We start from the raw sequence: 23,615 nt of genomic DNA on the forward strand, positions 1-23,615 counted from the left end.
AGACTACGCCGCAGGGGCTGAGAGGGGCCTCAGGAAGGCGCTGTGGTAGTTTCGGCGCATGTCCGCGAGCTTCTCCTGGTGGCGCACCGCATAGGCGGTGTGCTCTCGCGACCACAGACCGCCCCGCCCGGGCGGTCTTCTTCGTAGGGTGACCGCCCCCTCGACGAAGGAATCCTCATGCCCGGCCCCGCTCCCCGTGCACTCGCCGACCTGGCCGCGCGCGGCATCCCGTTCGCCCTGCTCGCCCGCGACGGCCGCACCGTGGAGGTCCTCACCGGCGAGGTCGTGGACGTCGAGCTGCTGGCCGACATCCCGCTGACGGATGCCGCGGGCACGCCCCGCGAGGTGCTCGCGCTGGTTCCGTTCCGGCAGGTGCGGGAACGCGGCTTCGTCTGCCACGACGACGGCGCACCGCTGCGGTGCCTCGTCGTCGACGCGCACGACTCCCTGCCGCTGGAGGACGCGCTCGCTCAGCTGCCCTCCGCCTCGATCCCGCTGCGCGACGCGGGGTTCGACATCGACGACGAGGACTACGCGCAGATCGTGCGCACCGTCATCGCCGAGGAGATCGGACGCGGCGAGGGCGCGAACTTCGTCATCCGCCGCGACTTCACCGCCGGCGTCGAGGGCGACCCCGCCACCGTCGCCCTGACCTGGTTCCGCGCGCTCCTCGAGCACGAGAAAGGCGCCTACTGGACCTTCGCCGTCGTGACCCCCGGACATGTCGCCGTCGGCGCCAGCCCGGAGGCGCACGTGAGCGCGCGCGTCGACCGTGAGCAGTCGGGCGGAGCGGATGCCGCGGCATCCGCCGTCGTCACGATGAACCCCATCTCCGGCACGTTCCGCCACCCCGCCGGCGGGGCGACCGCGGCCACGCTGACGGAGTTCCTCCAGTCGACGAAGGAGACCGAGGAGCTCTTCATGGTCGTCGACGAAGAGCTCAAGATGATGAGCGCGGTCTGCGCCGACGGCGGTCGCATCACCGGGCCGCACCTCAAGGAGATGTCCCGGCTGACCCACACGGAGTACGTGCTGCGGGGCAACAGCCGCATGGATCCGCGCGACATCCTCCGCGAGACGATGTTCGCCCCCACCGTCACCGGCTCGCCGATGCAGAACGCGTGCACGGTGATCTCCCGTCATGAGCGCACGCCGCGCGGCTACTACTCCGGGGTCGCGGCGCTGTTCACCCCCACCGGCGACGGACGTACCCACCACCTCGACGCCCCGATCCTCATCCGCACCGCGTATCTGCAGGACGGGATGCTGCGGGTCCCGGTCGGCGCGACGCTCGTGCGCCACTCCGACCCCTACGGCGAGGTCGGCGAGACGCACGGCAAGGCGGCCGGCGTGCTCGGCGCGATCGGTGCGATCGCACGCGACACGCCCACGGCTGCTCCGGCCGACACCGATCCCGACCGGCCCGCCGACACGCGGAGGCCGCTGGCCGAGGATCCCGAGATCGCCGAGCTGCTCGAGTCGCGCAACGCCCGTCTCGCCGCATTCTGGCTGAACCCGCAGGGAGGAGCCGAGTCGGGACCGCTGCACGGCCGGACCGCGCTCGTCGTCGACGCCGAAGACCGCTTCACCACGATGCTCGCCCACCAGCTTCGCCACCTGGGCCTCGACGTGTCGATCGCGCCGTGGACCGCGGTGACCGACGAGGACCTGGACGCGGCCGAGCTGGTCGTGTCGGGTCCCGGGCCCGGTGACCCCCGCGACCCCGACAGCCCGCGCATGCGGCGCATGCGCGAGGTCGTGCGGCGGCGCCTGGCCGCGCACCGCCCGCTGCTGGCCGTGTGCCTCAGCCACCAGATCCTCGCCGACGCGCTGGGACTGGAGCTCGCCCCGCTCGACGCGCCGCACCAGGGTCTGCAGCGCACGGTCGACGTCTTCGGCCGCGACGCCTCGATCGGCTTCTACAACACCTTCACCGCGCGGGTGCCGGCCGGCACCACCCGCGTCGGCGTCGCGGAGATCGCCGCCGACACGCACTCGGGAGACGTGTACGCCCTCCGGGGTCCGGCGTTCGCGTCGGTGCAGGGACACCTGGAGTCGATCCTGTCGCGCGACGGAATGGCGACCCTGGAACGACTGGTCACGCAGGCCCTCGCCCCGACGGCCTGAACGGCATCGGGCGAGCGTCAGGGTCGGGACGCTAGGGACCGAAGATCGACACGGGGTTCACCAGGTCGGCGACGACCAGGATGCCGCCCATGACCACCAGCAGGATGACGACGACGAAGGTCAGCGGCACGAGGCGGGTCGCGTCGACCGGAGCGGGCGGCGGACGACGGCGGAGCTTCGCCCACACGTTCTTGAGGCCGCCCCAGAGCGCCACGACCACGTGCCCGCCGTCCAGCGGCAGCAGCGGGATCAGGTTGAACGCGAAGAGCGCGATGTTGAGGGAAGCGAGCAAGCCGAGGAACCCGGCGACGCGGTTGAGGATGGGCGACTCCGACGCCGCGACGTCGCCGGCGATGACGCCGACGCCCACGACGCTCAGCGGACCGTTCGGGTCGCGCTCCGCGCCGGTGAAGAGCGACTCGGCGGTCTGGTACACCTTCACGGGCAGCTGCGCGATGATGCCGAACACGGCGCCGACGTTCTCGACCGCGGCCTGCGGCCCGGCCCAGATGGGCTGTGGCGTCAGCACGGAGGTGGGGCCGATGCCCGCGAAGCCCACGTCCTGCGTGACCGGGTCGCCCGCGGCATCCGTCACGGCGGCGCCCTTGTCGTCGAAGACGGGACGCTCCGCGAGCACCGGGGTGAGGGTGAGGGTCTTCTCGGCGCCGTCGCGCGTGATGACGACGTCCAGCGCGCGGCCCGGGTTCGCCTGGATGATGGCGGACGTCTCGTCGAAGGTCGACACCGCCGTGCCGTCGATGGACCGGATCGTGTCGCCGGGCGCGAAGCCCGCCTCGGCGGCCGGAGTCGCCGGATCGCCCGGCTCGCACGCGGTCTGCGTCGTGCCCGCCGGGAGGACGCACTGGCTCACGGAGGCGACGGTGGTCGAGGCGGTCTGCACGCCGATGCCGCTGAACAGGATCGCGAACAGCACGATCGCCAGCAGCAGGTTCATCAGCGGCCCGCCGAGCATGATGATGACGCGCTTCCACACCGGCAGCAGGTAGAAGACGCGGTCGCGCCCGGCGATCAGCGTCTCCTCGTTGGCCAGACGTGCGTCCTGCACCATGGCGGCGAAGAAGCGCCCCGACGCACGACCGGCGGCGGGGACGGTGCCCGCTGCCTGCGCCTCGCGCTCGGCGGGCGACGGCGGGTACATGCCCGACATCGAGATGTAGCCGCCGAGAGGGAACGCCTTGATGCCGTACTGGGTCTCGCCGACGGTGCGGGAGAAGAGCGTGGGACCGAAGCCGACCATGTACTGGCCGACGTGCACGCCGAACTTCTTGGCCGGCACCAGGTGGCCGATCTCGTGCAGCGCGATGGACACCGCGAGCCCCACGACCAGGAGGACGATGCCGATCACGAAGGCCAGGACGGTCACGGATTCACCGTACCCGCCGCTGTCTTTGAAACGGCCGTGCACGGCGTGCCGTGACGGTGCCCGCCTCCCGGGCGTCCGGCGCGCGGATGAGAGACTTGTCAGGCCATGGACAACCCTGCCTCCCGCCTGCCCCCGGTGCTCCGGCCCGACAGCCCGCCGACGAGAGCACTCGCAGATCTCGCCGAGCGCTTCGCCCGTGAGGTGCGGGGCGACACGACGGGGCGCCTCGTCTCGGGCATCACGCTGGCGACGGCCGACCTGCGCGCGGGCGAGGTGTTCGTGGCCATCCGCGGCGCCAACCGGCACGGCGCCGAATTCGCGGCAGCGGCCGCCGAGAAGGGCGCCGTGGCGGTCCTGACCGACGAGGACGGCGCAGAGCTGGCCGCCGACGCCGGCCTCCCGATCCTCGTGGTCGACGACCCCCGCGGCATGCTCGGGGCCCTCTCGGCGTGGGTCTACGGCACCGGCGCCGACGACGACCTGCCCCTCCTGTTCGCGACCACCGGCACCAACGGCAAGACGAGCGTGTCGCACCTCCTCGAGGGCATCCTCGGCCAGCTCGGCGTCACCAGCGGCCTGTCCTCCACCGCGGAGCGCCACATCGCCGGCGAGGTCATCGTCTCGCGACTGACCACGCCCGAGGCATCCGAGATGCACGCCCTCCTCGCCCTGATGCGCGAGCGCGGCGTCGAGGCGGTCGCCGTCGAGGTCAGCGCGCAGGCCCTCAGCCGCCGTCGCGTCGACGGCCTCGTGTTCGACGTCGCGGGCTTCACCAACCTCAGCCACGACCACCTCGACGACTACGCCGACATGCGCGAGTACTTCGAGGCCAAGCTCCCCCTCTTCCGGCCCGACCGCGCGCGGAAGGCCGTCGTCTGCCTCGACTCCGCCCCCGGCGCCGAGGTCGCGGCCCGGTGCGAGGTGCCCTTCGTGACGGTGGGCACGCCCGACATCGCCGACGATCCGGATGCCGCGGCATCCGCCGACTGGACCGTGGAGATCCTCGCGGAGCGGCCAGCGGGCACGGAGTTCGCGCTGACCTCGACCGACGGACGCACGCTCACCACGGTCGTGCCCGTCATCGGTCGCCACATGGCCGCCAACGCGGGCCTGGCGATCGTGATGCTGCTGGAGGGCGGATACTCCTGGGACCGCCTGCGCGGTGCGCTGGACGCATCGGCCGGCGGCACGGGCCGCATCGACGCGTACCTTCCCGGCCGCACGCAGCTCGTGTCGGGAGAGCACGGCCCGGCCGTGTACGTCGACTTCGGCCACTCCCCCGACGCCTTCGAGAAGACGCTCGCCGCCGTGCGGCGCGTCACACCGGGCAAGGTCGTCATGCTCGTCGGCGCCGACGGCGACCGCGACGCCACCAAGCGGCTCGACATGGGCCGCACCAGCGTGCTGGGCAGCGACATCCTCGTGATCACCGACCACCACCCGCGCTTCGAGGACCCCGATTCGATCCGCGCGACCCTCATCGAGGGAGCGCGCAGGGCGCGTCCCGACGCCGAGATCCACGAGTACTCGCCGCCGGAGCGGGCGATCGTCGAGGCGATCCGTCTGGTCGGCGAAGGCGACGCGATCCTCTGGGCCGGCCCCGGGCACCAGGACTACCGCGACATCCGCGGCGTGCGCACGCCCTACTCCGCCCGCGAGCTCTCCCGGCGCGCGCTGCGCGCCGCCGGCTGGGACGTGCCCGACTCGCACTGGCCGGTGCCGTACCCCGACGACGAGACACCCGACTCCGACCCGCTTCGGCCCGCGTTCCCCTGACGCGCGGTCGCGGCGGTCAGCCGGTGACCGCGTGCGGGCTCAGGATGCCGCGGTGATCGTCCGGTCCGCCGACTCGCGCGCCCAGCGCTCGGCTTCCGCGAGGCTCTCGCGGGTGAGGGCGCCGGGTGCCTCGTGCGCATCGACGACCCGGTCGATGGTGTCGAGGATGCCGGGGAAGCTCAGCCGTCCGTCGTGAAAGGCGTCGACGGCCTGCTCGTTGGCCGCGTTGAAGACGGCGGGGTACGTGCCGCCCGCCCGCCCGACGCGCTTGGCGAGACGGACGGCGGGGAACGCCTCGTCGTCGAGCGGCTCGAAGGTCCACGACGACGCGACGATCCAGTCCAGCGGACGGCCGACGCCCCCCACGCGCTGCGGCCAGTCGAGGCCGAGTGAGATGGGGAGGCGCATGTCGGGCGGTGAGGCCTGCGCGATCGTGGAGCCGTCGACGAACTCCACCATCGAGTGCACGATCGACTGCGGGTGCACGACGACGTCGATGTCGTCGTAGTCGACGTCGAAGAGCAGGTGCGCCTCGATCACCTCGAGGCCCTTGTTGACCAGCGTCGCCGAGTTCGTGGTCACCACCCGGCCCATGTCCCAGGTCGGGTGGGCTAGCGCCTGCGCGGGGGTGACGTCGCGCAGCTCCGCGGCCGTGCGCCCGCGGAACGGTCCCCCCGAGGCGGTCAGCACGAGCCGCCGCACCTCGCTGTGCTCGCCGGCGCGGAGGGCCTGCGCGATAGCCGAGTGCTCCGAGTCGACGGGGACGATCTGCCCCTTCTCGGCCAGAGCGCGGACGAGATCGCCGCCGACGATCAGCGACTCCTTGTTCGCGAGCGCGAGGGTGCGACCGCACTCGAGGGCGGCCAGGGTCGGTCCGAGTCCGACCGAGCCCGTGATGCCGTTGAGCACGACGTCGGCTTCGACGTCGCGCACCAGCTGCTCCGCCTCGACGGCGCCGAGCGCCGTCGCCTCGACCCCGAACTCCGCGGCCTGCGCCTCGAGCCCTGCGCGGTCGGTGCCGGCCGACAGGCCGACCACCTCGAAGCGGTGGGGGTTGGCGCGGATCACGTCCAGCGCCTGAGTGCCGATGGAGCCGGTGGAGCCGAGAACGAGGACGCGCCGCATCCCGCCAGCCTAGGGCGGGACGCGGCGCGTCCGGGGAGTGCTGCGGTGCTACTGGGCCTGCGGGTGCTGGGCGCCGAGGATGTCGATCACGAAGACGAGGGTGTCGCCCTTCAGATCCGTGTCGTTGATCTCGCCCTCGCCGTAGCCGTCGGCGGGCGTGATGACGACGAGCACCTGCGAGCCGACGGTCTGGCCCTCGAGAGCCTTGGTGAACCCGGGGACGAAGCCGGTCGTGGCGCCCGTGTAGGGCTGGCCGCTCGCCCAGGTGTCGCCCCCGTCGAACAGCTCGCCGGTCGACCACCGCGCGCCGCGGAACTGGATCAGCACCTGATCGCCGCTCTCCACGACCGCGCCGTCGCCCTTCTTGAGCGTGGACACCTCGGTCGAGGTGGGCGGATCGGTCTTAGGCACGTCGATGGTGGGGGTGCCGTCTTCCGCGAGGGTGACGGTCGGCAGACCCGCCTCGGGCGTCTGGGGCTCGCCCCACGCCGCCTTCGGCACGGTCTTGAGGAAGTCGAACACGTAGACCTCGCCGGGGCCGTCCTCCGACGCGGGGAAGGTCGCGACGACGCGGCTGCCGGGCGTCGCACAGCCGATGACCTGGCCGAGCGGGCTGTCGGCCGTGATGGCGGCCGGGAGGATCTCGCTCTCCGCATAGCCGACCGCGCCCAGCTTCTCTCCGGTTTCGGCGTTGAAGGCGGAGAGGGCGTAGGAGATGAGCTCTCCGCTCTGGACGGGGTCACCCGATCCCTCCGACACCACGGTGCGCTGCAGCTCGGGGATGTCGAGCGGGAAGGTGAAGTTCGCCGTCGACTCGGTGCCGGCGGCTCCGTCCACGGTCACCGCGTCGGACGCGGCTCCCGACGGAGCGGCTGCCGCGCAGAGGTCTGCGGCGGCGGAGGCGCTGGGGCTCGCGCTGTCTGCGGGGGCGCCGCCGGCGCCGGAGCAGCCGGCCAGCAGCACGACCGCGGCCGCGGCGATGGACAGGGTGGCAAGTGGGCGAAGACGCACGAAGACCTCGAGAATCTGAGGAGAAGGGGACGCCCCATCCTCCCCCATGCTTCCTCTGTCCTGCCTGGGAGCGCGGGCCATGCCAGGGCGGGTATGCATTCCGGAGTACCCTCGACGGGTGACATCCGAGGAGACCGCCGCGCCCGGCGAGGCCGATCCCGACACCGATCGCGAGGCTCCGGTCACGCGGATGGGCGCCACCTACTTCCTGGGCCGCTTCATCATCACGCCCCTGGCCCGGCTGGTCTACCGCCCGAAGGTGGAGGGCCGCTCGCTGGTCCCCAAGACCGGCCCCGTGATCTTCGCGAGCAATCACCTGTCGTTCATCGATTCGATCGCCATTCCCGTCGCCGCCCCGCGTCCCGTGCACTTCCTGGCCAAGTCCAGCTACTTCGACGGGTCGGGCGCGAAGGGCTGGGCCTCGCGCGAGTTCTTCACGGCGATCGGCGCCATCCCCGTGGAGCGCGGCGCCGGGCAGGCCGCCCTCGACGCGCTCGACCAGCAGCGCCGTCTCCTCGAGGAGGGGCGCACGGTCGCCCTGTACCCCGAGGGCACCCGGTCCCTCGACGGACGCCTCTACAAGGGCCGCACCGGCGTCGCCTTCCTCGCCCTGCAGACCGGCGCCCCCGTGGTCCCGGTCGGTCTCATCGGCACGGACAAGGTCATGCCCGTCGGCGCGAAGGTGCCGTCCACCAGCGAGCGCATCACCGTCCGCTTCGGTCAGCCGCTGGACCTCTCGCCGCACGGACCCGCCACCTCCGGCCGCGCGCGCCGGGGCGCCACCGACGAGATCATGGCCGCGATCCACGCGCTGTCGGGCCAGGAGCTCGCGGGTGCGTACAACGAGGTCCCCGCCGCGAACCCCATCGAGCGCATCAAGCAGGTCCTGCCGCACGAGCGCCGCTGAGCGCGCGGTCGCGCGCCCTTGACAGTCTCCCCTCCGCGCGGGAGATTCTCCCTGACTGCACCGACGCCGTCATGGAGGAATCATGAAGAAGCTCATCAACGCCCCCGCCGATGTGCTGGCCGACGCGCTGCGCGGCATCCAGGCGGCCCACCCCGACGTCCGCGTCGACACCGAGAACCGGGTGATCCTGCGCGGCGAGCCGACGCGCGCCGGGAAGGTGGCGCTGGTATCCGGTGGCGGGTCCGGCCATGAGCCGATGCACGGGGGCTTCGTCGGCCGCGGCATGCTCGACGCCGCCTGCGCGGGCGAGGTCTTCACCTCCCCCACCCCCGATCAGATGCTCGCCGCCGACCAGGCCGTCGACTCCGGCGCCGGCGTGCTGCACATCGTGAAGAACTACACCGGCGACGTCCTGAACTTCGAGATGGCCGCCGAGCTCGCCCAGGGCGAGGGCATCCGGGTCGAGACGGTCGTCGTCGCCGACGACGTCGCCGTCCAGGACTCCACCTGGACGGCCGGTCGGCGCGGCACGGGGACCACCGTCATCCTGGAGAAGATCGTCGGCGCGCTCGCCGAGGAAGGCGCCGACCTCGACGCGGTGCTCGCCCTCGCCGAGAAAGTGTCCGGCAACGGCCGCTCGATGGGCGTCGCGCTGACCAGCTGCACCGTGCCGTCGGCGGGCAAGCCCACCTTCGAGCTGCCCGAGGACGAGATGGAGGTCGGAGTCGGCATCCACGGCGAGCCCGGCCGCGAGCGCCGCCCGCTCGCCGGTGCGAAGGAGATCGCCTCGATGCTCGTCGACCCGATCCTCGCGGACATGGATGCCGCGGGTCCGGCCATCGTGCTGCTCTCCGGTCTCGGCGGCACGCCGCTGATCGAGCTCTACGTGATGTGGGCCGAGATCGCGCCGCTGCTGGAGGCCGCCGGCGTCTCGGTGGAGCGCGTGCTCGTGGGCGACTACATCACGAGCCTCGACATGGCGGGGTGCTCGCTGACGGTCGTGAAGGCCGACGAGGAGATGCTGCGGCTCTGGGACGCGCCGGTCGTGACGCCGGGTCTGCGGTGGGGAGCGTGACGACCGCGATGACCGACGTCACCACCGCGGACCTCCGCGCCTGGATCACCCGCTTCGCGTCCCTCGTCGATGAGCAACAGGCCGAGCTGACCGAGCTCGACTCGGCCATCGGCGACGCCGATCACGGCTCGAACATGGCCCGCGGCATGCACGCGGTGCTTCCGAAGCTCGACGGCGCCGCGACGCCGGCCGACCTCGGGAAGGCGATCGGAATGACCCTCGTCTCGACGGTGGGCGGAGCCAGCGGACCCCTGTACGGCACCTTCTTCCTGCGCCTGGGCGGTGCCGCCGGGGCGGAGGACGCTCTCGACGCGGCGACGCTCGGAGCGGCGCTGCGCGCCGGCGTCGACGGCATCGTTCAGCGCGGCAGGGCCGAGCCCGGCGACAAGACGATGGTCGACGCCCTCACCCCGGCCCTGCAGGCGTGGGACGACGCCGTCGCCGGCGGGGCGGATGCGGCATCCGCGGCCGAGGCGGCGGCGACGGCCGCGGCCGCCGGCCGCGACGCGACGCTGCCGCTCGTGGCGCGCAAGGGCCGGGCCAGCTACCTCGGCGAGCGCAGCGCCGGACACCTCGACCCCGGTGCGGCGTCGGCGACCCTCCTCCTCGAGGCGCTCCGCGACACCCTGGCCGCGGCGTGATCGGGATCGTCGCGGTCTCCCACAGCCCCGCGCTCGCGGCGGCCGCCCGCGAGCTGGCCCTCCAGATGGGCGGCGACGACCCGCCCCTCGTGGAGATCGCCGCCGGCACCCCGGACGGCGAACTGGGAACGGATGCCGCGGCCATCGCCGAAGCGGTCGAGCGTGCCTCGTCGGACGACGGCGTCCTGATCCTCATGGACCTCGGATCGGCCATCCTCAGCGCCGAGACCGCGCTGGAGTTCGTCGATCCCGAGATCACCGTGCGCCTCAGCCCCGCGCCGTTCGTCGAGGGACTCGTCGCGGCGGTCGTGGGCGCGGCATCCGGTTCGGATCTCGACGCGATCATCGCGCAGCTCGACACCGCGCTGGCCGCCAAGCGTCAGCAGCTCGGCCTCGAGGAGGAGCTGCCCCCGACGACGGATGCCGCGGCCCCCGCGCCCGCCGACGAGACGGCCTCCCGCGAGTCCATCGATGATGCGCCCGCCGATGACGGCGAGCTGTCGTTCGAGGCCGTCATCCGCAATCCCTCCGGACTGCACGCGCGCCCGGCGGCGTCGTTCGCGCGGGCGGCCGGCCGGTTCGACGCGCGGGTCACCCTCACCGACCTCGGATCGCAGATGGCCCCGGTGGCGGCCAACAGCCTGCTGGCGCTCATGGCGATGGGCATCGGGCGCGGCGCCAAGGTGCGGGTGACCGCGACGGGACGCGAGGCGCGCGCGGCACTCGACGAGCTCCGCGGGATGATCGAGGACGGGTTCGGCGAGATGTGACTCACCGCCCGGCGGTGACCTCCAGGAGCCGCCGGGCGAGGGACTCCTCGACCACGAGGTCGGTGATGAGGCCGGCGGCGAGCGCACCGCGCAGACTGTCGAGCTTCGAGAGGCTCGACACGATGCAGAAGCGGGTGGGGATGCGGCGCACCGCCTCCAGGTCCGGGCCGCTGGAGCGCTCGTTCAGGTCGATCCCGTCGGAGGAGCCGTCCGCCCGGTAGAACACCGTGGCACAGTCCCCGACGACGCCGTTGCGCTCGATGGAGCGCTGATCCGCCTCGTCGAAGTAGTCGCCCGAGTAGACGTGGCTGGGCACGTCGGCGTCGGGCGACCCGAGGCCGAAGACGAAGATATTCACGCGCTCCTGGATCTCGAGCACCGCCCGCACGGAGCGCTCACGCCACATGGCCTGCTTCGTGAGGGGATCGTCGAACAGCGCCGGCACCGGGAAGGGGTGCACGGGGGCCGACCACGCCGCTCCGAAGCGGGCGAGGATCTCGCCCGCGTAGGTGATGCCCGAGGTGCGCACGTTGGCCGCGCCGTTCATCTGCACGACGCGCGCGTCGTGCGTGCGCTTGGACGGCAGGTGCCGCGCGACCGCCGACAGCGTGGAGCCCCACGCGATGCCCATCGTCATCGACGACTCGACGCGCTCGGCGAGCAGGCGGGCGGCCGACAGCGCGGTGCGCTCGAGCCGCTCGGCCTCGCTGATGCGGAAGGGCGTCGGCACGACCCGCGCCGTCACGCCGAATCGGCGCGCGATACGGCTCTCGACCTGGCTGCGGGCGTCCTGCGGGGAGTGGATCGAGATGGTCACCAGACCCGTGCCACGGGCATAGGCGAGGAGGCGGGAGACCGACGAGCGCGACATCTTCATCTCGCGCGCGATGGCCTCCATCGTGAGGTCCTGGAGGTAGTACAACTGCGCGGCCCGGAGGGCGTCCTGCGAGCGCGTCGAGACTGTCGGCACCGTGGTCACCTCCTCCGTCGATACTGCAGTCTGCACGTTTGTGCAAAGGGCTTGCAACTCCGTTCACCGCAGGACGAGGGTGGAACAAGCTTCACAGAAAGGCAGCGCAATGACGACGACTTCCTCCTCCATCCGCCCCGACGTGCAGACCCTCCGCGACCGGGGGGACGTCGACGTCCTCATCATCGGCGGCGGCATCAACGGCCTGGCCACCTTCCGCGACCTCGCACTCCAGGGGGTGGACGTCGCCCTCGTCGAGAAGGGCGACTTCGTCTCCGGCGCGTCGTCGGCGTCGAGCCACATGGTGCACGGCGGCATCCGCTACCTCGAGAACGGCGAGTTCCGCCTCGTCCAGGAGGCCGTGACGGAGCGCAACGCGCTGCTGAAGACCGCCCCTCACTACGTGCGGCCGCTCGAGACGACGATCCCGATCTTCAAGACGTTCTCCGGCATCCTGTCGGCGCCGTTCCGCCTGCTCATCACGCACGGTCGCGGCAAGCCCAGCGAGCGCGGTGCGCTGCTGATCAAGATCGGCCTGGTCATCTACGACACCTTCTCGCGCGGCGGCGGCACCGTCCCCCGTCACAAGTTCCACGGACGCAAGAAGTCCCTCGCCGCCCTCCCTCGACTCAACTCCGACCTCAAGTACACCGCGACGTACTACGACGCCTCCATGTGGGACCCCGAGCGCCTGGCGCTCGACGTTATGCACGACGGCCTCGTGGCCGGCGGGCCCCGCGCCTCGGCCGTCAACTACGTCTCGGCCGTCGGCATGCAGCACGGCTCCGTCCAGCTGCGTGACGAGCTCACCGGCGACGAGTTCGCGGTGCGGGCGAAGGTCGTCGTGAACGCCAGCGGCCCGTGGACCGACCTGACCAACGGCGCTATGGGCATGCAGACGCGCTTCATGGGCGGCACCAAGGGCTCGCACATCGTGCTCGACAACGAGGAGCTGCTCACCGCCACGAAGGGCCGCGAGATCTTCTTCGAGAACTCCGACGGCCGCATCGTGCTCATCTTCCCGCTGAAGGGACGCGTGCTCGTCGGAACGACCGACATCGACGCCGACCCGAGCAAGCCCGCCGTCATCACCGACGACGAGATCGACTACTTCTTCGACCTCGTCAAGGAGGTCTATCCCGACATCACGGTGGACCGCTCGCAGATCGTCTACACGTTCTCCGGCATCCGTCCGCTGCCGCACCACGACGACACCGCGCCCGGCTTCGTCTCGCGGGACTACCGCATCGTCGACGACACGCACGAGGGCACCCCCGTCCTCAGCCTGGTCGGCGGGAAGTGGACGACCTTCCGGGCGCTCGCGGAGCACCTGAGCACGCGCACGCTGGAGACGCTGGGCCGCCCGCACCGCATCAGCACCGCCGGTCGCCCGATCGGCGGAGGCAAGGACTTCCCGCAGACGCCCGCCGCCCGCGGCACGTGGGTGCGCGCGCACAGCGCCGGCCACTCGCGCGAGCTCGTCGAGCGGATGCTGACGCGCTACGGCACCCGCGCGACCGAGGTCCTCGAGGTCATCCCCGCAGGAGCCGAGCCGCTCCCCGCCACCGACGGCTACTACCGCGAGGAGCTGGCGCACCTCGCCCGCACCGAGCAGGTCGTCCACCTCATGGACGTGCTGCTGCGCCGCACCTCCATCGCATTCGTCGGCGGCATGACCGCCCGCACGCTGCGCGAGGTCGCCGACGCCGTCGCCGAGCCCCTGGGCTGGGACGAGGCGCGACGCGAGGCGGAGATCGCGGACGCCACCGAGCAGCTGCGCACCATGCACCTCGTCGAGCTGGAAGAGGTCAGCGCGACACGATCCTGAAGCGGCGTTCCTCCCCGCGACGAGCGCGTCGCGGGGAGTAGCGTCAGCCTCAACCGGCGGCCCGCGGCCGTGCAACGATGCGAACGCGGACACACACCTGAAAGGTCATTGTCGACATGCAAGAAGTGAATCTGGGTCTGTACTTCCTCGGAAGTCGTCGGAACCGGGCTGCTGATCCTGCTCGGTACCGGTGTCGTCGCCAACGTCGCCCTCGCCAAGACGAAGGGGAACGCCGGCGGGTTCCTGATGGTGAACTGGGGCTGGGGTCTCGCCGTGTTCGCCGGTGTCATCGCCTCGGCCTACTCGGGCGCTCAGTTGAACCCCGCCGTCTCCATCGGCCTCCTCGTGCGCGGCACGATCGACTTCCCGATGTTCGGCGTCGCCGTGCTCGGTCAGATGGTCGGTGCCATCATCGGCGCGGTGCTCTGCTACGTCTCGTACAAGCAGCACTTCGACGACGAGCCCGACGCCGCCTCCAAGCTGGGCGTCTTCTCGACCGGCCCGGCCATCCGCTCCTACGGCTGGAACCTGGCCACCGAGATCATCGCGACCTTCGTGCTGGTCTTCGTGATCTTCGGCTTCGCCGACTACGGCGTGGCCGACGTGGGAGTCCCCGGAGGCCTCGGCGGCCTGTCGGCCGTTCCCGTCGCCCTCCTCGTGGTCGGCATCGGCGCCTCGCTCGGTGGCCCCACCGGCTACGCGATCAACCCGGCGCGCGACCTCGGTCCCCGCATCGCGCACGCCCTGCTGCCCATCAAGGGCAAGGGCTCCAGCGACTGGTCCTACTCGTGGGTTCCGGTCGTCGGTCCCCTCATCGGCGGCGTGCTGGCCGGTCTGCTCGCCCCCGTGCTGCTGAGCCTCGGCAGCTGATCCACCTCCTCCCGGGCGCCGCCCCGGCGGCGCCCGCGCCTCCCTCACCGAACACAAGAAAACACACAGACAAGGAAGTCACCCATGGCTGACTACGTTCTCGCCATCGACCAGGGAACCACCTCGACGCGCGCGATGATCTTCGACCGCAAGGGAAGCGTCATCTCCGTCGGACAGAAGGAGCACGAGCAGATCTTCCCGAAGGCGGGCTGGGTCGAGCACGACCCGCTGGAGATCTGGCGCAACACCCAGGAGGTGATCGGCCTCGCCCTCAGCCGCGCCGACATCACCCGCCACGACATCGCCGCCGTCGGCATCACCAACCAGCGCGAGACCGCGGTGGTGTGGGACAAGAACACCGGCAAGCCGGTCTACAACGCCATCGTCTGGCAGGACACCCGCACGCAGTCGATCGTCGACCGCCTCGCCGACGGCGACACCGAGCGCTACAAGACCATCGTCGGCCTCCCGCTGGCGACGTACTTCTCCGGCACCAAGATCGTCTGGATCCTCGAGAACGTCGACGGCGCGCGCGAGAAGGCCGAAGCCGGCGACCTGATCTTCGGCACCACCGACACGTGGGTGCTGTGGAACCTCACCGGCGGCATCGACGGCGGCGTGCACGCGACCGACGTCACCAACGCCAGCCGCACCCTGTTCATGGACCTCGAGACGCTCCAGTGGCGCGACGACATCCTGGCCGACTTCGGCGTTCCGAAGTCGATGATGCCCGAGATCCGCTCCTCCTCCGAGGTGTACGGCAACGTCGAGTCCTCCTCGCTGCTGCGTGAGACCCCGATCGCTGGCATCCTGGGCGACCAGCAGGCCGCGACCTTCGGTCAGGCCGCGTACGACCCGGGCGAGAGCAAGAACACCTACGGCACGGGCAACTTCCTCATCTTCCAGACGGGCGAGGAGATCGTCCGCTCGAAGAACGGTCTGCTCACCACCCTCGGGTACAAGCTCGGCGACGGCCCCGCGCACTACGCACTCGAGGGTTCCATCGCGGTCACCGGTTCGCTGATCCAGTGGCTGCGCGACCAGCTCGGCATCATCTCCTCGGCTCCCGAGGTGGAGACGCTGGCGAAGTCGGTCGACGACAACGGCGGCGTGTACTTCGTGCCGGCGTTCTCCGGTCTCTTCGCGCCCTACTGGCGTCCGGATGCGCGCGGTGCGCTCGTCGGAATGACCCGGTACGTCACCAAGGGCCACATCGCCCGCGCGGCGTCGGAGGCGACCGCCTTCCAGTCGCGCGAGGTGCTGGACGCCGTCAACGCCGACTCGGGCGTCGACCTTACCGAGCTGAAGGTCGACGGCGGCATGACCGCGAACGACGCGCTCATGCAGTTCCAGGCCGACATCCTCGGTGTGCCGGTCGTGCGCCCGGTCGTCGCCGAGACCACGGCCCTGGGCGCGGCGTACGCCGCGGGCCTGGCCGTCGGCTTCTGGGACAACCTCGACGACCTCCGCGCCAACTGGCAGGAGGACAAGCGCTGGGAGCCGAGCATGGACTCCGAGGAGCGCGATCGTCAGATGCGCCTCTGGAAGAAGGCCGTCACCAAGTCGATGGACTGGGTGGACGACGACGTCGTCTGACCTGATCCCCCGCCGCGAGACTGCACCTGCACGGCGAGACAGCGGCTTTCCGCCGCGGTCTCGTCGGCCGGGTGCAGTCTCGCGGTCTTTCGTGTGTCAGGCGCCGGCCACGAGGATGGTGGGCTCGTGGCGCACCGGGAAGTTGACCGAGTTGGCGATGAAGCACGTGGCGTGCGCCCGCGCGTGAGCGGCGGTCGCGGCATCCACCATCGCCGGATCCGAGACCGTCACCCGGGGGTGGAGCACGACCTCGCGGAAATGGCCCGACCCCTGGCCGTCCTCCACCATGACGCCCGTCGCGGCGTCCTCGTAGGCGGTGACGACGACACCCGCCTGCACGCAGGCGTAGAGGTATGACAGCAGGTGGCACTCGCTGAGGGCGGCCAGGAGCATGTCCTCCGGGTTCCACCGCGCCGGGTCGCCTCGGAACGGTTTGTCGGCTGAGGCGAGCACGTCGGGCTTGCCCGCGACCGACACCGTGATGCCCCGGTCGTAGTCGCGGTAGCCGGTCGTCCCGGTGCCGCGGTTCCCCGTCCAGGTGGCCGTGAGTGCGTAGTGGTGCTCGCCGATCATGCCGCCAGTCTTCCACGGCGAGGGGTCGCGGGGCCGGGGGATGCTGCGGCCCGGCGGTAGGCTGGAACGGTGCCGCACACCTTCCCCGTCGCCGGAGCCGTGGAACTCGCCGTCGTCGAACGGAGCGGGTTCATCGAGTCGCGTCACGCGGGCGCAGCCGTCGTCCTCGCCCCCGACGGCACGGTCGCCACGACTCTCGGCGAGGCCGACGCACTGATCCTCCCCCGGTCCAGCCTCAAGCCCCTGCAGGCTCTCGCCTTCCTCAGCGCGGGCGCGTCGCTGGAGGGCGAGAAGCTCGCGCTCTCGACCGCCAGCCACACGGGCACCGACCGTCACGTGTCCGTCGCCCGCGCCATCCTCGAGCAGGCCGGCCTCGACGAAGACGCGCTGGCCTGCCCGGCCGCATGGCCGGAGGACCGCTCCGCGCGCGACGAGCTCGTGCGGGAGCTCGGCTCCCCCGCCCGCATCCGCATGAACTGCTCGGGCAAGCACGCCGCCATGCTCCTCACCTGCACCACGAACGGGTGGGACGTCGAGGGGTACCTCGACCCGAAGCATCCGCTGCAGGTGCACATCCGCGAGGTCGTCGAACGGCTGACCGGCGAGCGCGTGGCCGCGACGGCCGTCGACGGCTGCGGCGCGCCGATCTTCGCCATCACCCTCATCGGCCTCGCCCGTGCCGTGCACCGCGTGGCCACGTCGTCGGAGACGTCGCCGTTCGCCCTGCACCGCAACGCCGGCGCGCTCGTACGCGCCGTCCGCGAGAACCCGTGGGCCATCGACGGACCCGGCATGGACGACACCATCGTCATCGAGCGGCTCGGCGTCTTCGCCAAGGGCGGCGCCGAGGGCGTGATGGTCATGACCGCACCCGACGGCACCACCGTCGCGCTGAAGATGCTCGACGGCAGCGGGCGCGCGGCCGCCGCGGTCGCGCTGCGCCTCCTCGAGCGCGCCGGCGCCCTGCAGACTTCCGCCGTCGATGACACGACGGCCGCACTGTCGCTGTCCGTGTCCGGCGGCGGCAGCACCGTCGGGGCGATCCGCCCCGTCTTCTAGAGACGCTCCCACGAGGAGCGGAAAGGACGATCGATGAGGATCTCCGTCCCCGCCGAGGTCAAGAACAACGAATACCGCGTCGCACTCACGCCCGCCGGTGTGCACGATCTCGTGCTGGCCGGCCATGAGGTGATCGTGCAGTCCGGTGCCGGCACCGGCTCCTCGATGACCGACGAGGAGTACGCCCACGCCGGTGCGACCCTGGTCGACGATGCGGCCGAGGTCTGGGCGCGCGCCGAGCTGCTGCTGAAGGTCAAGGAGCCGATCCCCAGCGAGTACGGCTACTTCCGCGACGACCTCGTGCTCTTCACGTATCTGCATCTGGCGGCCGACCGTCCGCTGACCGACCAGCTCGTCTCCGACCGGGTGACCGCGATAGCCTACGAGACGGTGCAGCTGCCCGGCCGCGTCCTCCCGCTGCTGGCGCCGATGAGCGAGGTCGCAGGCCGGCTCGCCCCGACGGTCGGCGCGCACACGCTCCTGCGGTCCGAGGGCGGGCGCGGGCTGCTCATGTCGGGGGTGCCGGGCACGCGACCGTCCCGCGTGACGATCATCGGCGGAGGCGTGGCCGGCGCGAACGCCGCCTACATCGCCGTCGGCCTGGGCGCGGACGTCACGGTGTTCGACACCAACGTGCCGCGCCTGCGCTTCCTCGACGACCACTTCCAGGGCCGCATCAAGACCGCGGCCTCCAACCCGCTCGACCTCGACCGCGCCGTCGTCGACTCCGACCTCGTCGTCGGCTCGGTGCTCATACCGGGCGCCAAGGCGCCCAAGCTGGTCACGAACGAGATGGTGTCGCGCATGCGTCCGGGCAGCGTGCTCGTCGACATCGCCGTCGACCAGGGCGGCTGCTTCGAGGACACCCACCCGACCACGCACGCCGACCCGACATTCGCGGTGCACGACACCGTGTTCTACTGCGTCGCGAATATGCCCGGTGCTGTGCCGAACACCTCGACCTCGGCGCTCACCAACGCCACGCTCCCCTACGTACGGCAGATCGCCGCGCGGGGCTGGCGCGACGCGCTGCGCGCCGACGCCGCCCTGGCCGAGGGCCTCAACACGCATGCCGGACGCGTGGTGAACGAAGGTGTGGCCACCGCCCACGGGCTGGATGCGGCATCCCTCGCCGACGTCCTGGCGTGATCCCGGTCTGAGAACGCGACGTCCGACAGCGGATCGCGAACAATCCTCACCGAGGACCGGGAACGGGGCTGAGCCCGCCGATGCGCGCTCAGCCCCGTTCCGTCGGCGTCGTCTTCGTCAGATCCCGCCGTCGACCGAGCGGACGAAGTCCTTGCCGTCCTCCGGCACGAGCACCTCGGTGTCGCGGTTGAGACTCTCACCCCGGAAGAACGCCTTCGCCCGCGGGAACTGGAACCAGATCAGCATGAGGACCACGCCGATCGCCAGCGAGCCGATGCCGAGCACGAACGTGCCGCCGATGCCGAACAGCACCGTGTAGCCGTAGTCGACGTCGTACATGTCGATCGCCGACTGGATGAAGGCGTAGGTGAGCATGAGCGCGCCGAGCAGCGGGAACAGGAACCGGTAGAAGAAGTTGCGCACCGAGTCGAACAGCTGCCTGCGGAAGTACCACACGCAGGCGTAGCCGGTGATCGCGTAGTAGAACGCGATGGCGAGTCCGAGCGACAGGATGGAGTCCTGCAGGATGTTGTCGCTGATGAGCGTCATGCCCACGTAGTAGACGATCGCGACCACCCCCATGACGAGCGTCGAGAACGACGGGGTCTTGTAGACCGGGTGCACCCGGTAGAACCTCCGCGGGAGGGCCTTGTACGCCGCCATGGCGAGCGTGCCTCGCGCGGTGGGGAGGATCGTCGTCTGGGTCGAGGATATCGCCGAGATCATGACGGCGAGCACGAGGATCCAGCCGAAGGGGCCGAGGAGGCCGTCCTTGATCCCGAGGAAGAAGTCGTCGGCGTTCGCCTCGTTGCCGAGTCCGGTGCCCTCTTCGCCGAGCCCCGCGTACATCATCGCCGCGATCGTCACGCCGACATAGGTCACGAGGAGGATGACGGTCGTCAGCAGAGCGGCACGTCCCGGGATGCGCTTGGGGTCGCGCGTCTCCTCGTTGAGGGCGAGGCAGGTGTCCCAGCCCCAGTAGATGAAGATCGCGAGGAGGATCGCCTCGATGAAGCTGCCCCAGTCGCTGCCGGCGAACGGGTTGAACCACGCCCAGTCGAACGGGGTCGCATCCGGCGCGGAACCGGTGAAGAACTGGACGAGCGCCGCGACGACGAAGAGGCCGAGGGCGGCGTACTGGAGCGCGAGCAGGATGTTCTGGATGCGCTCGCCGATCTCCACCCCGCGCCAGCTGACCCAGGTCATCGCCGCGATGAAGACCACGCCGGTGGCGGTCACGAGCGGCACATTGTCGGAGAGGAGGGCGTCCTCGCCGCTGCCCACGATGCCGTCGATGAGCGCCCAGAAGTAGATTCCGGCGATCTGCGCCAGGTTGGCCAGCACGATCATGCCGGCTGCGGCGACGCCCCAGCCGCCCATCCATCCGATCCAGGGACCGAACGCCTTCGTGCCCCACGTGAACGTCGTTCCGCAGTCGGGGACGGCGTTGTTCAGCTCGCGATAGGCGAAGGCGATGAACAGCATCGGGATGAAGGCGACCACGAACACGATGGGCGCCTGGGCGCCGACGGCGAGGACGACGAAGCCGAGGGTCGCGACGAGCGAATAGGCGGGGGCTGTGGAGGCGAGCCCGATGACGGTGGAGCCCCAGAGGCCGAGTGTGCCCGCGGCGAGGCCTTTCCCGTCGGGTCGGGTGAGGTCGATCGGAGTGGTAGTCACAGCCCTGAAACTAGGGCGGCGCGCGACGAACGGTCAAGAGGCGCGCTCACGGGCGCCGGCTGCGGCGGGTGGCGGGTACGAGCGCCGGCTGCGGCGGGTGGCGGGTACGGGCGCGGGCGGGGGCGGCTCGGGCGCGGGCGGCTCCGGCGCGGGCGGCTCGGGCGCGGGCGGCAGGGTGACGCGCTCGGCCGCACCGCCGCCGCGTCGCAGCCAGGCGCGCCCCCGACCCGTCGCGCAGTAGGGCGGGAGGGCTCGATCGCCGGTCACGAGCCGATACTCGCCCGCGCACGCGGAGTCGACGAGCAGGTCGCCGTCGCCGCGGATGCGCGTGAGCATCGCCCACTGGCGCTGCCACTCCTCCGGTTCGCCATGGACGACGCGCGGCACCGTCAGCCGCGCCATGTCCTCGGCGCAGGAGGAGGCGACGTCCTCCACGGACATGACGGCGATACCGGCCGCTCGCCAGCTCTCCAGCGCCCCCCGTGTGACACCCCACCGACGGGCCACGAAGGCGGTGGTCCTCTCCGGCACGAACGGGGCGTCCGTCACCTTCTCTCCCGAGAGCCATCCGGGCACGTTCATCCAGTCCGACTCCGGGTACTCGAGCGCCAGAAGCGCATCGGCCGTCGCGGTGTCGCTCTCCGACTCGGGGAAGGCGAACTGCACGTCGAGCCCGTCGAGCCGCCCCCGACCGGGCGCGGCATCGATCGCATGATGGGACCCGTCGCCTCCCGCGGCGAGGTAGTCCGCCCGCGACGGCATCGCCAGCAGCGCCCTGCGCGGCAGCAGCTCCGCCAGCCGGACGACGGGACCGGCGAGCCGCCGGACGCCGGCCACCACGAGATAGCCCCCGGCGCCCGCCTGCCGGATGAGACGCTCGAGTGCCTCGAAGACGGCGGCGGCGTACTCGGCAGGGAACGCTCCGGCGAGGGCGTCGAGGTCGTCGAGCACCAGCACATCGCCGCGGTCCGGCGGATGTTCGGTCAGACCCGACACGGTGTCCCACGCCGCCTCCGCGTCCGCGGGCACCCGCACGGCTGATCCGCGCGCCTGGGCGGCGACGACGTCCAGGACGGTCGACTTGCCGCTGCCGGCCGCGCCGACCACCAGCATCCCGCGGTCCGCGATCGAGAGCAGGGCAGGTGACTGCCGCTGCCGCTCCGGCTCGTCGACGATCCCCAGCACGATGTCGCCCGCGCCGCCCTGCCCGAGAAGTCCGGCCAGCGGCACGATGGCCGGCAGGTCGGGCAGCCACGAGCGCCGCGGCGCCGGCCCGCGGGACGCATGCGCGACGCGCTCGACGTCGGCAGGCTCGGCGAGGGCGATCCGCACCGCGACGGGAGCGTCGTCGCCGGCGCGACGCACCAGGGCGCGTCCCGCACCGGCTCGTCCCCCGGGAAGGAGCGCGGCCTCATCGGTGCCGATGACGGCTCTGCTGTCGGCGGCGTCGGTGACGCGCAGGCTGACCCGCAGCGGACAGTTCGCCAACAGCGACTCGCGCACCACTCCCGCCACCCTCTGCGTGCCGAGGATCAGGTGCATGCCGAGCGCCCTCCCCCGCGCCGCGACGTCGATGAAGACGGCGTGCAGCTCGGGGTGCGCCCCCAGCAGCGCGGCGAACTCGTCGACCACGATCACGAGCCGCGGCATCTGCACCCGAGGGTCGCGGATGTCGCGGGCTCCCGCGTCGGCGAGCGATCGCTCGCGCCACCGCACCTCGGCACGCAGGCTGTCGATGGCTCGACGTGCTCCCCCGCCGTCGAGGTCGGTGATGACCCCCGTGACGTGCGGCAGGCCGGCGAGCCCGTCGAACGCGGTCCCGCCCTTGAAGTCGGCGAGGAGGAAGCTGGCCTCGGCGGTGGACGCCTGCGCGCACAGCGAGACGATCCACGAGATGAGCAGCTCGCTCTTCCCCGAGCCCGTGACCCCGGCGACGACGGCGTGCGGGCCGTCCGACACGAGGTCCACGGGGAAGGGCGACCCGTCGCTCCGGCCCAGCGCGGCCCGGAGACCACCGGCGGCGGGCGCCGGCGCGTCGGGCAGCAGATCGGCCAGGCGCACGACGTCCTCGGCGGTGTCCGTCGGCATTCCCAGTGCGACCGCGCGCTGGGCGAGATCGGCGGCGATGTCGGCAGCCTGCACCGCGGACAGGCACTCGACACGCAGCTCGCTCGTGCGTCCGCCGTGGTCGAGGCGCGCCCGCTGCGGAGAGGAGACCGTCAGCACCGCCGCGCACCAGGAGGGCGGGGGCGCGTCTGCGGGCACGCGGACGATGATCCGGTCCGCGCGCCGCGGACGCGGGTCGTCGGCGTTGAGCACGGCGAGGGCACGCGACGCCGGCACATGCCGGTGCGGCATCCGCTCGGCCCAGGCGTCGCGCGACGAGACGGCGATCAGCTCCAGCTCCCCCGGCGCGGCGACGCTGCACGCCTGCACGACGAGCGCGCGCACCACGGCGTCGGCGAGCATCCGCGGACCGACGACGGCGAGGGCGGTGTCGGCCGGCAGGAGGACGGGCGCGTCGGGGACCACGGCTGCGTCCGCCTTCAGGGTGCGGGCCGCCTCACCGCCCCCGGAGATCCGCACCGCGCTCGGTGCCTCGCCCGCCCCGATGGCGAACACGTCGCCGCGCCCGGGGACCGGCCGCCACACCTCCGCATCGGCGGCCAGGAAGCTCGCCGCGTCGGGATGGCGCCGGCGCAGGTGATCCCGCTCGGCCGCGTGCCGGCGCTCGACCTCGACCGCGGCGCGCCGGCATGCGGAGCGCGCGTCGCGGTCCGCGGTGCGGCGTGCCCGACGGGCGGAGCGGGCGCCGTCGGCCATGGTGGCACCTGCGATCAGCGGTCCGAGCAGCGCCAGCCACAGCGCCAGCACCGATCCGGTGACGAGGAACAGCGCGACGGAGCCGACGACCGGCACGATCGACGCGAGGAGCGGAAGGCCCGCGCGGGGCGACGGAGTCCACGACGGCGGCAGCACGATCGGCTCGTCGACGGCGGCGAGGGCCGGGTCGGCACCGCGAGGGACGGGCGTGCGCTCGGACGGTCCACGCGAGGATCGAGACATCGCGTCAG

General features: G+C 71.8%; 17 protein-coding genes and 1 pseudogene. 11 read left to right on the forward strand and 7 right to left on the reverse strand.

Annotated elements, in window-relative coordinates:
- Window positions 1-177 precede the first annotated feature (177 nt).
- Window positions 178-2,127: an anthranilate synthase family protein gene (locus tag ABC304_RS15900; RefSeq protein WP_412932181.1), complete on the forward strand. Its 1,950-nt coding sequence runs from the start codon at window positions 178-180 to the stop codon at window positions 2,125-2,127.
- Between the two features lie 31 nt (window positions 2,128-2,158).
- Here ABC304_RS15900 and ABC304_RS15905 read toward each other — a convergent pair whose 3' ends face one another.
- The gene (locus tag ABC304_RS15905) at window positions 2,159-3,511 is read right to left on the reverse strand and encodes a M50 family metallopeptidase (RefSeq protein WP_412932183.1); all 1,353 of its coding nucleotides are present in this window, start codon (window positions 3,509-3,511) and stop codon (window positions 2,159-2,161) included.
- Window positions 3,512-3,616: 105 nt separating this feature from the next.
- On the opposite strand from ABC304_RS15905, the gene ABC304_RS15910 reads away from it, so the two are divergent.
- A complete protein-coding gene (locus ABC304_RS15910; RefSeq protein ID WP_412932186.1) occupies window positions 3,617-5,287 on the forward strand; it encodes a Mur ligase family protein in 1,671 nt (556 codons plus the stop codon).
- Window positions 5,288-5,326: 39 nt separating this feature from the next.
- On the opposite strand, the gene dxr is transcribed toward ABC304_RS15910, so the two are convergent.
- Together dxr and ABC304_RS15920 are read right to left on the reverse strand one after the other, a co-directional pair.
- A complete protein-coding gene (gene dxr / locus ABC304_RS15915; RefSeq protein ID WP_412932188.1) occupies window positions 5,327-6,412 on the reverse strand; it encodes a 1-deoxy-D-xylulose-5-phosphate reductoisomerase in 1,086 nt (361 codons plus the stop codon).
- 48 nt (window positions 6,413-6,460) lie between these two features.
- Window positions 6,461-7,471, reverse strand: coding sequence for an FKBP-type peptidyl-prolyl cis-trans isomerase (locus ABC304_RS15920; RefSeq protein WP_412932190.1), 1,011 nt, complete (start codon window positions 7,469-7,471; stop codon window positions 6,461-6,463).
- Window positions 7,472-7,613: 142 nt separating this feature from the next.
- On the opposite strand from ABC304_RS15920, the gene ABC304_RS15925 reads away from it, so the two are divergent.
- The 4 genes from ABC304_RS15925 to dhaM all read left to right on the forward strand — a co-directional run bounded on the left by ABC304_RS15925 (window position 7,614) and on the right by dhaM (window position 10,816).
- On the forward strand, window positions 7,614-8,330 hold the full coding sequence (locus tag ABC304_RS15925) for a lysophospholipid acyltransferase family protein (RefSeq protein ID WP_315269506.1): 717 nt from the start codon (window positions 7,614-7,616) through the stop codon (window positions 8,328-8,330).
- Between the two features lie 82 nt (window positions 8,331-8,412).
- Entirely contained in the window at window positions 8,413-9,405 is a 993-nt protein-coding gene (gene dhaK, locus ABC304_RS15930) for a dihydroxyacetone kinase subunit DhaK (RefSeq protein WP_412932192.1), read from the forward strand.
- Window positions 9,406-9,413: 8 nt separating this feature from the next.
- Complete coding sequence (gene dhaL, locus ABC304_RS15935; protein ID WP_412932193.1) at window positions 9,414-10,046, forward strand: dihydroxyacetone kinase subunit DhaL; 633 nt, start codon at window positions 9,414-9,416, stop codon at window positions 10,044-10,046.
- Complete coding sequence (gene dhaM / locus ABC304_RS15940; protein WP_412932195.1) at window positions 10,043-10,816, forward strand: dihydroxyacetone kinase phosphoryl donor subunit DhaM; 774 nt, start codon at window positions 10,043-10,045, stop codon at window positions 10,814-10,816. Before dhaL ends, dhaM begins: the two co-directional genes overlap by 4 nt.
- A 1-nt stretch (window position 10,817) precedes the next feature.
- Here the strand turns inward: dhaM and ABC304_RS15945 are convergent, their stop codons facing one another.
- Entirely contained in the window at window positions 10,818-11,795 is a 978-nt protein-coding gene (locus tag ABC304_RS15945; protein ID WP_412932198.1) for a sugar-binding transcriptional regulator, read from the reverse strand.
- A 100-nt stretch (window positions 11,796-11,895) separates the two neighbouring features.
- On the opposite strand from ABC304_RS15945, the gene ABC304_RS15950 reads away from it, so the two are divergent.
- From ABC304_RS15950 to glpK, 3 genes and pseudogenes are all read left to right on the forward strand, one after another.
- The gene (locus tag ABC304_RS15950; RefSeq protein ID WP_412932200.1) at window positions 11,896-13,614 is read left to right on the forward strand and encodes a glycerol-3-phosphate dehydrogenase/oxidase; all 1,719 of its coding nucleotides are present in this window, start codon (window positions 11,896-11,898) and stop codon (window positions 13,612-13,614) included.
- A gap of 116 nt (window positions 13,615-13,730) precedes the next feature.
- Window positions 13,731-14,484, forward strand: a pseudogene (locus ABC304_RS15955) (MIP/aquaporin family protein).
- A gap of 84 nt (window positions 14,485-14,568) precedes the next feature.
- Window positions 14,569-16,080: a glycerol kinase GlpK gene (gene glpK, locus ABC304_RS15960; protein ID WP_412932202.1), complete on the forward strand. Its 1,512-nt coding sequence runs from the start codon at window positions 14,569-14,571 to the stop codon at window positions 16,078-16,080.
- Between the two features lie 96 nt (window positions 16,081-16,176).
- Here the strand turns inward: glpK and ABC304_RS15965 are convergent, their stop codons facing one another.
- Window positions 16,177-16,653: an OsmC family protein gene (locus tag ABC304_RS15965; RefSeq protein WP_412932205.1), complete on the reverse strand. Its 477-nt coding sequence runs from the start codon at window positions 16,651-16,653 to the stop codon at window positions 16,177-16,179.
- Window positions 16,654-16,722: 69 nt separating this feature from the next.
- Between ABC304_RS15965 and ABC304_RS15970 the strand changes: the two genes are divergently transcribed.
- Together ABC304_RS15970 and ald are read left to right on the forward strand one after the other, a co-directional pair.
- Window positions 16,723-17,712: an asparaginase gene (locus ABC304_RS15970; RefSeq protein ID WP_412932208.1), complete on the forward strand. Its 990-nt coding sequence runs from the start codon at window positions 16,723-16,725 to the stop codon at window positions 17,710-17,712.
- A 33-nt stretch (window positions 17,713-17,745) separates the two neighbouring features.
- Window positions 17,746-18,861: an alanine dehydrogenase gene (gene ald, locus ABC304_RS15975; protein ID WP_412932210.1), complete on the forward strand. Its 1,116-nt coding sequence runs from the start codon at window positions 17,746-17,748 to the stop codon at window positions 18,859-18,861.
- A 117-nt stretch (window positions 18,862-18,978) separates the two neighbouring features.
- On the opposite strand, the gene ABC304_RS15980 is transcribed toward ald, so the two are convergent.
- Together ABC304_RS15980 and ABC304_RS15985 are read right to left on the reverse strand one after the other, a co-directional pair.
- On the reverse strand, window positions 18,979-20,541 hold the full coding sequence (locus ABC304_RS15980; protein ID WP_412932212.1) for an APC family permease: 1,563 nt from the start codon (window positions 20,539-20,541) through the stop codon (window positions 18,979-18,981).
- Window positions 20,542-20,574: 33 nt separating this feature from the next.
- A complete protein-coding gene (locus ABC304_RS15985; RefSeq protein WP_412932215.1) occupies window positions 20,575-23,607 on the reverse strand; it encodes an FtsK/SpoIIIE domain-containing protein in 3,033 nt (1,010 codons plus the stop codon).
- Between the last annotated feature and the right edge of the window lie 8 nt (window positions 23,608-23,615).

Origin of the sequence: Microbacterium jepli, assembly GCF_047237905.1 — a bacterium.
Classification (GTDB): Bacteria; Actinomycetota; Actinomycetes; order Actinomycetales; family Microbacteriaceae; genus Microbacterium.

Excerpts from the sequence above, each read along its gene's own strand:
- dxr (WP_412932188.1), bottom strand. The coding sequence starts at position 6,412 with ATGCGGCGCGTCCTCGTTCTCGGCTCCACCGGCTCCATCGGCACTCAG.
- glpK (WP_412932202.1), top strand. The coding sequence starts at position 14,569 with ATGGCTGACTACGTTCTCGCCATCGACCAGGGAACCACCTCGACGCGC.
- ABC304_RS15910 (WP_412932186.1), top strand. The coding sequence starts at position 3,617 with ATGGACAACCCTGCCTCCCGCCTGCCCCCGGTGCTCCGGCCCGACAGC.
- dhaL (WP_412932193.1), top strand. The coding sequence starts at position 9,414 with ATGACCGACGTCACCACCGCGGACCTCCGCGCCTGGATCACCCGCTTC.
- ABC304_RS15965 (WP_412932205.1), bottom strand. The coding sequence starts at position 16,653 with ATGATCGGCGAGCACCACTACGCACTCACGGCCACCTGGACGGGGAAC.
- ABC304_RS15900 (WP_412932181.1), top strand. The coding sequence starts at position 178 with ATGCCCGGCCCCGCTCCCCGTGCACTCGCCGACCTGGCCGCGCGCGGC.
- ald (WP_412932210.1), top strand. The coding sequence starts at position 17,746 with ATGAGGATCTCCGTCCCCGCCGAGGTCAAGAACAACGAATACCGCGTC.
- ABC304_RS15950 (WP_412932200.1), top strand. The coding sequence starts at position 11,896 with ATGACGACGACTTCCTCCTCCATCCGCCCCGACGTGCAGACCCTCCGC.
- ABC304_RS15920 (WP_412932190.1), bottom strand. The coding sequence starts at position 7,471 with ATGGGGGAGGATGGGGCGTCCCCTTCTCCTCAGATTCTCGAGGTCTTC.
- ABC304_RS15925 (WP_315269506.1), top strand. The coding sequence starts at position 7,614 with ATGGGCGCCACCTACTTCCTGGGCCGCTTCATCATCACGCCCCTGGCC.
- ABC304_RS15985 (WP_412932215.1), bottom strand. The coding sequence starts at position 23,607 with ATGTCTCGATCCTCGCGTGGACCGTCCGAGCGCACGCCCGTCCCTCGC.
- dhaK (WP_412932192.1), top strand. The coding sequence starts at position 8,413 with ATGAAGAAGCTCATCAACGCCCCCGCCGATGTGCTGGCCGACGCGCTG.